Annotated in this window: 8 protein-coding genes and 1 pseudogene; 5 read left to right on the top strand and 4 right to left on the bottom strand. The window is 65.9% G+C overall.

Features of this window, described 5'->3' with window-relative positions; translation table 11 throughout:
• Nucleotides 1–48: 48 nt before the first annotated feature.
• Nucleotides 49–246: a heavy-metal-associated domain-containing protein gene (locus DCO48_RS22265; RefSeq protein WP_116552767.1), complete on the bottom strand. Its 198-nt coding sequence runs from the start codon at nt 244–246 to the stop codon at nt 49–51.
• 145 nt (nt 247–391) lie between these two features.
• On the opposite strand from DCO48_RS22265, the gene DCO48_RS22260 reads away from it, so the two are divergent.
• From DCO48_RS22260 to cueR, 3 genes are read left to right on the top strand one after another with little or no spacing between them, the layout of a single operon-like run.
• A complete protein-coding gene (locus DCO48_RS22260; RefSeq protein ID WP_116552766.1) occupies nt 392–778 on the top strand; it encodes a hypothetical protein in 387 nt (128 codons plus the stop codon).
• A 57-nt stretch (nt 779–835) separates the two neighbouring features.
• Nucleotides 836–3,040, top strand: a complete 2,205-nt coding sequence (locus DCO48_RS22255; RefSeq protein ID WP_116552765.1) for a cation-translocating P-type ATPase — start codon at nt 836–838, stop codon at nt 3,038–3,040.
• Nucleotides 3,037–3,438, top strand: coding sequence for a Cu(I)-responsive transcriptional regulator (gene cueR, locus DCO48_RS22250; RefSeq protein WP_116552764.1), 402 nt, complete (start codon nt 3,037–3,039; stop codon nt 3,436–3,438). The genes DCO48_RS22255 and cueR overlap by 4 nt, the downstream gene beginning before the upstream one ends.
• Before the next feature lie 6 nt (nt 3,439–3,444).
• On the opposite strand, the gene DCO48_RS22245 is transcribed toward cueR, so the two are convergent.
• The 3 genes and pseudogenes from DCO48_RS22245 to DCO48_RS22235 form a co-directional block, all read right to left on the bottom strand.
• Nucleotides 3,445–4,338, bottom strand: coding sequence for a PA4780 family RIO1-like protein kinase (locus DCO48_RS22245; RefSeq protein ID WP_116552763.1), 894 nt, complete (start codon nt 4,336–4,338; stop codon nt 3,445–3,447).
• A 141-nt stretch (nt 4,339–4,479) separates the two neighbouring features.
• Nucleotides 4,480–4,566: pseudogene (locus tag DCO48_RS23370) on the bottom strand (AraC family transcriptional regulator); the annotation flags it as partial.
• A 66-nt stretch (nt 4,567–4,632) separates the two neighbouring features.
• Nucleotides 4,633–5,910, bottom strand: coding sequence for an acetyl-CoA C-acetyltransferase (locus DCO48_RS22235; protein WP_116552762.1), 1,278 nt, complete (start codon nt 5,908–5,910; stop codon nt 4,633–4,635).
• Nucleotides 5,911–6,029: 119 nt separating this feature from the next.
• Between DCO48_RS22235 and DCO48_RS22230 the strand changes: the two genes are divergently transcribed.
• Both DCO48_RS22230 and DCO48_RS22225 read left to right on the top strand, forming a co-directional pair.
• Nucleotides 6,030–7,382 carry a 3-oxoacyl-ACP reductase gene (locus DCO48_RS22230; protein WP_116552761.1) on the top strand — a complete coding sequence of 451 codons (1,353 nt, stop codon included), beginning with the start codon at nt 6,030–6,032 and terminating at the stop codon, nt 7,380–7,382.
• Nucleotides 7,383–7,384: 2 nt separating this feature from the next.
• Entirely contained in the window at nt 7,385–8,236 is an 852-nt protein-coding gene (locus DCO48_RS22225; protein WP_116552760.1) for a MaoC/PaaZ C-terminal domain-containing protein, read from the top strand.
• Nucleotides 8,237–8,386 lie beyond the last annotated feature (150 nt).

Genomic DNA, 8,386 nt, shown 5'->3' with positions numbered 1-8,386 from the left:
AGGGAACTGAGTTGACCACTGTGGGAGCGGGCTCGTCCCGCGATGCTTTTAAACGGCCTCGGCTTGATAGCCTTCCTCACGGATCGCCGCCAGAATCTGCGACGCCGCCAGCGAGCTGTCTACCTGGACCTGCTTCTGGCCCAGATCGACCTTCACCGTCGCCTGTGCATCCTGATTCTGAATCGCCTGGGTCACGGCCTTCACGCAATGGCCACAGGTCATTCCCTGAACATTGAATACTTGCATCGAGACAGCCTCCTGTTGGGTGTTGCCAGAGTTTCAAGCTTGCCACCGGGGCAAGGTCAAGTTAGTCGATCAACTGCCGGGCTGGAAATCCGCGCGCAGCTCGGCCAAGCTGCGCCTTTGACGATTCAGAGCAGGAGATCCATCCATGGGCAGGGCAGCATTGGGCCTCATCGGTTTGCTGGGCATGTTCACGTTGGCCCCCCAGGCCAGCGCCGAAGGCAACAACGACTACAGCGTGCTGATCATTTCCCGCGAGCGCCTGGAAGTCGCCACTTCCTGCGAAATCGGCGTGTACCTCAACGATCAGCTGTCGGCGCGACTGTTCCAGGAACAAGCCACCTCCTTCAACCTGCCCGCCGGCACCGTCGACGTGCGCCTGCGCCTGCTGCCGGGCCAGGCCCCCGGCTGTAACAACGGCATCGAGAACCAGCGCAGCACCACCCTCACCCTGAAGGCGGGCCAGATCAATAAGTACCGCATCGCCATGGACCAGAATGGCCTGAACCTGAAACGGGCCAGCCTCGGCTATTGACCTTGACCGCATGGCAAGGTTGAAGCTGGCGGCAAGTCCACGGAGGAGATTGCCCCCATGTCCGATTCAACCACGTTCGACCTGCCGATCGGCGGCATGACCTGCGCCAGCTGCGCCGGTCGGGTCGAGCGCGCCCTGAGCAAAGTGCCGGGTGTGCAGCACGTCAGCGTCAACCTCGCCAACGAACGCGCGCATGTCGAAGTGCTCGGCAACCTCGATGGCCAGGTGCTGGTCGATGCCGTCAGCCGCGCCGGCTACAGCGCCAGCCTCGCCCCCTCGCCCAAAGTCGACCAGGCCGACGCCGCCCGGCGCCTGCGCAACGAACGCTGGGCCGTGGCCCTCGCCGTGCTGCTGGCCCTGCCGCTGGTGCTGCCGATGTTGCTGCAACCGCTCGGTATTCACTGGATGCTGCCGGCCTGGGCGCAGTTCGTGCTGGCCACCCCGGTGCAATTCATCCTCGGCGCACGCTTCTATGTTGCCGCGTACAAGGCCGTGCGTGCCGGCGCCGGCAACATGGACCTGCTGGTGGCCCTGGGCACCAGCGCCGGTTATGGCCTGAGCCTTTACGAATGGGCCCGGGCCGATGCTGGCAGCATGCCGCACCTGTATTTCGAAGCGTCGGCGGTGGTCATCGCCCTGGTGCTGCTGGGCAAGTACCTTGAAAGCCGGGCCAAACGCCAGACCGCCAGCGCCATCCGCGCGCTCGAAGCGTTGCGCCCCGAGCGCGCCCTGCAAGTGCTCGACGGCGTCGAGCGCGACGTGCCGATCAGCGCCCTGCGCCTGCACGACCTGGTGCTGGTAAAACCCGGTGAACGCTTCCCGGTCGACGGCGAAGTCGTCGAAGGCCAGAGCCATGCCGACGAAGCGCTGATCAGCGGCGAAAGCCTGCCCGTGCCGAAACAACCCGGCGACCACGTCACCGGCGGCGCGATCAACGGCGAAGGCCGGCTGCTGGTGCGCACCCTGGCGCTGGGCACGGAAACCGTGCTGGCGCGGATCATCCGTCTGGTCGAGGACGCCCAGGCCGCCAAGGCGCCGATCCAGAAACTGGTCGACCGGGTCAGCCAGGTGTTCGTCCCCGCCGTACTGGTGCTGGCGTTGCTGACCCTGGTCGGCTGGTGGCTGGCCGGCGCGCCGATGGAAACCGCGCTGATCAACGCCGTGGCCGTGCTGGTAATTGCCTGCCCGTGTGCACTCGGCCTGGCCACGCCCACCGCAATCATGGCCGGCACTGGCGTCGCCGCCCGCCACGGCATCCTGATCAAGGACGCCGAAGCGCTGGAGCGCGCCTACGCCGTGAACCGCGTGGTGTTCGACAAAACCGGTACGCTGACCTCCGGCAGCCCGCGAATTGTCCACAGCCAGGCGCTGGTCGACGATCAGGCCCAGTTGCTGCGCCTGGCCGGTGCCCTGCAACGCGGCAGCGAACACCCACTGGCCAAGGCAGTGCTCGATGCCTGTGACGAGCAACAGATCGCCGTACCGGCCATCGGCGACAGCCAATCGCTGACCGGTCGAGGCATCGCCGGCACCCTCGACGGTCGCGACCTGGCCTTGGGCAACCGCCGTCTGCTGGAAGAAAGCGGCCTGCAACCGGGCCCGCTGGCGGCCAGCGCGACGGCCTGGGAAGCCGAAGGGCGGACCTTGTCCTGGCTGATCGAGCGCGGCGCACAGCCGCGGGTGCTGGGCCTGTTCGCCTTTGGCGACAGCCTCAAGCCGGGCGCCGGGCAGGCGATCAGACAATTGGCCGAGCAAGGCATCAGCAGCCACCTGCTGACCGGCGACAACCGCGGCAGCGCCAGGGTCGTTGCCGAAGCCCTGGGCATCGACGATGTGCACGCCGAAGTGCTGCCGGCCGACAAAGCCGCCACGGTCACCGCGCTGAAAAAAACCGGCGTGGTTGCCATGGTCGGCGATGGCATCAACGACGCCCCGGCGCTGGCCGCTGCCGACATCGGCATCGCCATGGGCGGCGGTACCGACGTGGCCATGCAGGCCGCCGGTATCACCCTGATGCGCGGCGACCCGCGGCTGGTGCCGGCCGCACTGGAGATCAGCCGCAAGACCTACGCGAAGATCCGCCAGAACCTGTTCTGGGCCTTCATCTATAACCTGATCGGTATTCCGCTGGCGGCCTTTGGCCTGCTCAACCCGGTACTCGCGGGCGCCGCCATGGCCCTGTCGAGTGTCAGCGTGGTGAGCAACGCGCTCTGGCTGAAAACCTGGAAGCCCGACACACCGCCGCAGGACGACGCCTCATGAACATTGGCCAAGCCGCCCGCCGCACGGGCCTGAGCGCGAAGATGATCCGCTATTACGAGTCCATCGGCCTGCTCAAGCCGGCCCACCGCAGCGACAGCGGCTACCGCCTGTACCAGGCCGAAGACTTGCACAGCCTGAACTTCATCAAGCGCTCGCGCGACCTGGGGTTTTCGCTGGAGGAAGTGGCCAAGCTACTGACCCTGTGGCAGGACCGGCACCGCGCCAGCGCCGATGTAAAGGCCCTGGCCAACGAGCACATCGCCGACCTGAACCGGCGCATCGAAGAGTTGGTGAGCCTGCGCGACACCCTCGGCGAGCTGGTCGCGCACTGCCAGGGCGACGACCGCCCGGACTGCCCGATCCTCAAGGACCTGGCCGCCGGCGGCTGCTGCCACTAGTAGGGGTTATTGCAGCCAGGGCGGCGGCGGTTCCTCGCCCTTGCTCGGGCCACGCTCGACCTCGGCCCGGGCCGCCTGCCGGCGGGCTTCCTCGATGCGTGCGGCATCGATTTCGCGCAGCACGCCATCGACGTCGGCATGGTGCTCGTCGTCCTTGAACTGGCCGGTCAGCGGGCTGTCCGGCAGCAGGTCGCCGGCCTGGTACAGGGCCCACATTTCCCGCGCGAAGCGGGTGTCCTTCAGCTCCGGGGCAAAACGCCCGAAGTACGCTGCCATGTTGCCAACATCGCGCTCAAGCATGCTGAACGCATGGTTGTTGCCGGCCGCATCGACGGCCTGCGGCAAGTCGATGATCACCGGGCCGTCGGGCCCGAGCAGCACGTTGAACTCGGACAGGTCGCCATGCACCAGGCCGGTGCAGAGCATCAGCACGATCTGCCGAATGATGAAAGCGTGGTACTCGCGCGCCTGTTCCGGCTCCAGGTGGCAATCGTTGAGGCGCGGCGCTGCATCGCCATGTTCGTCTGCCACCAGTTCCATCAACAGCACGCCGTCGAGGAAGTCATACGGCTTGGGTACCCGCACGCCGGCACCGGCCAAGCGGAACAACGCCGCCACTTCGGCGTTTTGCCAGGCTTCTTCGGCTTCCTTGCGCCCGTACTTGGAGCCCTTGGCCATGGCCCGGGCCTGACGGCTGTTTCTTACCTTGCGGCCTTCCTGGTATTCGGCGGCCTGGCGGAAGCTGCGTTTGTTGGCTTCCTTGTAAACCTTGGCACAGCGCAGCTGCGCCCCGCAGCGTACGACGTAAACCGCCGCTTCCTTACCGCTCATCAAGGGACGCACTACTTCATCGACCAGCCCGTCTTCAATCAGCGGCTCAATCCGTTTTGGAGTCTTCATCGGCTTTTGTTCTGGGTCCTGTTTGGCCAAACACGGGTGTTACGGGGTGCCGGCCATCCTCTCACAGCCAGCGACGAGTTGCGCGGTCACGATACAACAAGCCTGTGTTGCAGCAATGGACCGCAAGGTTAACGCGGGTGTTCAGTTTTTGAACAGCTCGACCGCTGTGGCGGCGAATAATCCCTTGAACGCCGCGATAAACGCCGACGTCGACAGATAGCCGCTGCTTCGGTGAGGCTCTGGCGCTCTTCCAGGGCAGCGGTCTATTGCTGGCGGCTGGCACCGCCGGCGGGCTCAGCGCTCGATAATCGCCGTGACGCCCTGGCCACCGGCAGCGCAGATCGAGATCAACCCGCGGCCCTTGCCGGCGCTGTCGAGCAGCTTGGCCAGGTTGGCCAGGATCCGCCCACCCGTCGCGGCAAACGGATGCCCGGCGGCCAGCGAGCTGCCCTTGACGTTGAGCCGGCTGCGGTCGATGGCCCCCAGCGGCGCCGCCAGGCCGAGGCGGGTGCGGCAATACTCGGGGTCTTCCCAAGCCTTGAGGGTGCACAACACCTGGGCGGCGAAGGCTTCGTGGATTTCGTAGTAGTCGAAATCCTGCAGGGCCAGGCCGTTGCGCGCCAACAGCCGCGGTACCGCGTATACCGGGGCCATCAGCAAGCCCTCCTGGCCTTTGACGAAATCCACTGCGGCGGTTTCGCCGTCCAGCAGCCAGGCCTTCACCGGCAGGCCGCGTTCCTTTGCCCATTCCTCGCTGGCCAGCAGCACCACCGCAGCGCCGTCGGTCAGCGGTGTGGAGTTGCCGGCGGTGAGCGTGCCCTTGGCACTGCGTTCGAAGGCCGGCTTGAGGCTGGCGAGTTTTTCCAGGCTCAGGTCTGGGCGCAGGTTGTTGTCGCGGGTCAGGCCCTGGAACGGCGTGAGCAGGTCGTCCTGCCAGCCTTCGGCATAGGCCGCGGCCAGATGCTGGTGGCTGAGCAGGGCCAGTTCGTCCTGGGCCTGGCGTTCGATTTGCCAGGTTTGCGCCATCTGCTCGCAATGCTCGCCCATCGACAGCCCGGTGCGCGGTTCGCCGTTACGCGGGAACTGTGGCACCAGGTGGCCGGGGCGCAGTTGCAGGAAGGCCTTGAGTTTGTCGCTGGTGGTTTTCGCGCGGTTGGCTTGCAGCAGGATCTGGCGCAAGCCTTCGTTGACCGCGATGGGGGCGTCGGAGGTGGTGTCGACGCCGCCGGCGATGCCGCACTCAATCTGCCCGCGGGCGATCTTGTTGGCCACCAGCAGCGCCGTTTCCAGGCCGGTGCCGCAGGCCTGCTGCACGTCGTAGGCCGGGGTTTGCGGCGACAGGCGCGAGCCGAGCACGCATTCGCGGCTGAGGTTGAGGTCGCGCGGTTGCTTGAGCACGGCCCCGGCGGCCACTTCGCCGAGGCGCAGGCCGTGTAGCTGGTAACGCTCGATCAGCCCTTCGAGGGCGGCGGTGAGCATGCTCTGGTTGGTTGCGGTGGCGTAGGCGCCATTGGAGCGGGCGAAGGGGATACGGTTGCCGCCAATGATCGCGACCCGGCGCAAAGCTGGCATGTACTGCTTCCTTTTTTTACGGGATAGGCCTGCTTGAGCGTAGGTGTTTTTTCGCCGCTCGAACGACCAACTGCTAATCATGGTCCACACTTTGGTGCTTATTTCAGGGAGACGTACTCATGAGCGACCGCTATATCGACTTCGCCAACTCCGACCTCGGCCGCCGTCTGGTGGGCGCTGTCGGGCTGCCGACGCCGGCCCGGCTGGAGCGTTGGCAGGCGGGCCGGCTGCGCCCGGTCGAAGGCGCATTGCTGCTGGGTGGCGGCCCGCTGGCGGCGAAGGTGGCGGGGTTCGGCCCACGCCTGACCGACGAGGTGTACAGCTTCGCCGACGAGGCCTTGGGCCTGTCGGCGTGGGTAGCCGGGCTGGGCAGCCCGCTCAAGGCGGTGCTGTTCGATGCCAGTGCGATCGCCGACAGCGACCAGCTCAAGCAACTGCGCGAGTTCTTCCAACCGCTGTTGCGCAGCCTGGCGCCGAGTGCCAAGGTCGTGATTCTGGGGCGTGCGCCGGAGCAACTAAGCGACCCGCTGGCGAGCGTCGCCCAGCGCGCCCTGGAGGGTTTCAGCCGGTCGCTGGCCAAGGAGCTGCGCGCCGGCGGCACCTTGCAACTGCTGTATGTGAGTGCGCAGGCCGAGGATCAGCTGGAGGGTGCGTTGCGCTTCTTCCTCTCGCCCAAAAGTGCCTTTATCAGCGGCCAGGTGTTGCGTCTGGAGGCTTGTGCCGGCCAGGTGCAGGACTGGACGCGGCCGCTGGCCGGGCGCACCGCACTGATCACGGGGGCGGCGCGTGGGATTGGTGCCTCGATTGCCGAAACCCTGGCTCGCGATGGCGCTGAGGTGGTGTTGCTGGATGTGCCGCAGGCCAAGGATGATCTCGACGCCCTGGCCGCTCGCCTGGGCGGGCGTAGCCTGGCGCTGGACATCTGTGCCAGCGATGCGCCGGCGCAGTTGCTGGAAGGCTTGCCGCAGGGCGTGGACATTGTTGTGCACAACGCCGGCATCACCCGCGACAAGACCCTCGCCAACATGACCCCGGAGTACTGGGATTCGGTGCTGGCGGTGAACCTCAAGGCGCCGCAGGTGCTGACCCGGGCGCTGCTCGACGGTGGCGCCCTGCATGACAATGCGCGGGTGGTGTTGCTGGCCTCGATCAGCGGCATTGCCGGTAACCGTGGGCAATCCAACTATGCCGCGAGCAAGGCCGGCCTGATCGGCCTGGCGCAGGCCTGGGCGCCGCTGCTGGCCGAGCGGGGTGGCAGCATTAACGCGGTGGCCCCTGGGTTTATCGAAACGCGGATGACTGCGGCGATTCCGTTTGCCTTGCGCGAGGCCGGACGGCGCATGAGTTCGCTGGGCCAGGGCGGCTTGCCGCAGGATGTGGCCGAGGCGGTGGCATGGCTGGCGCAGCCGGGCACGGGTGCGGTGAATGGCCAGGTGCTGCGGGTATGTGGTCAGGCTGTGATGGGGGCTTGAGCATGAGCCGGACATGGAAACAGCTGGGCCATACCGAGGCGTTGTCCGGGTTGTATTTCAAGGCCGCGCGCAAGCGGCGGATCAGCGGCACCACGCTACCGAGCGAGGGTTTGCGCAGCACCCTGGCGGTGGATGCCAAGCAGCTGGATGCGTATTGCAAGCTGTGTCATTTCGGCGATGAGCGGCGGCTGCCGGCGACTTTTCCGCATGTGATGGCGTTTGCCTTGCAGCTGCAGTTGCTGACCCGCCCGGGGTTCCCGTTTCCGCTGCTGGGATTGGTGCATGTGGGTAATACGATTCGGGTGCTGCGGCCGCTGGGTGGGGTGAGTCAGTTGCAGTTTTCGGTGTGGGTGGAGAATCTGCAGCCGCACGAAAAGGGCGCGACCTTCGATCTACTGACGGAAGCTGCGGACGGGCTTGGACTGATCTGGGCCGAGAGCAGTCGAATGCTATGTCGCGGGGTGACGCTTGAGGGGGATGTCGTTCCTGTCGAGGACGCCGAGGCGCCGGTGCTGAGCGAGCTGACGCGCTGGTATGCCGACAGCGATATTGGCCGGCGTTATGCGCGGGTATGCGGGGATTACAATCCGATTCACCTGAGTGGGGTGAGTGCGCGGTTGTTCGGTTTTCCTCAGGCGATTGCGCACGGGATGTGGAACGAGGCCATGGCTGTGGCGGCGTTGCGTGGGCATTTGCCGGTGAGTGGGTATGAGGTGGCGGTAGAATTTCACAAGCCCGTGCGGTTGCCCAGCGAGGTGATTCTGGAATGCAGTGCCGTGGCGGATCAGGGGCGCTTGCGCCTATACGGGCATGGTGGAATTGAGCATATGGTTGGGGGGTGGAAGGTGATCTGACGCTTCTCTGTGGGATCAGGCCTTGCCGGTGATGCTTTTGATTTTTTGGCCTTGGTTTTGGCCTTGGTCTTGGCGGACATATCCATTGTGGATGGCGGCTCTGCCGGCCCCTTCCGCCCTGACGGCGGGTCACTTTTGACGGCGCAAAAG

Origin of the sequence: Pseudomonas sp. SDI (assembly GCF_003105155.1) — a bacterium.
Lineage (GTDB): Bacteria > Pseudomonadota > Gammaproteobacteria > Pseudomonadales > Pseudomonadaceae > Aquipseudomonas.
This window is presented reverse-complemented; position numbering and strand designations above follow the sequence as displayed.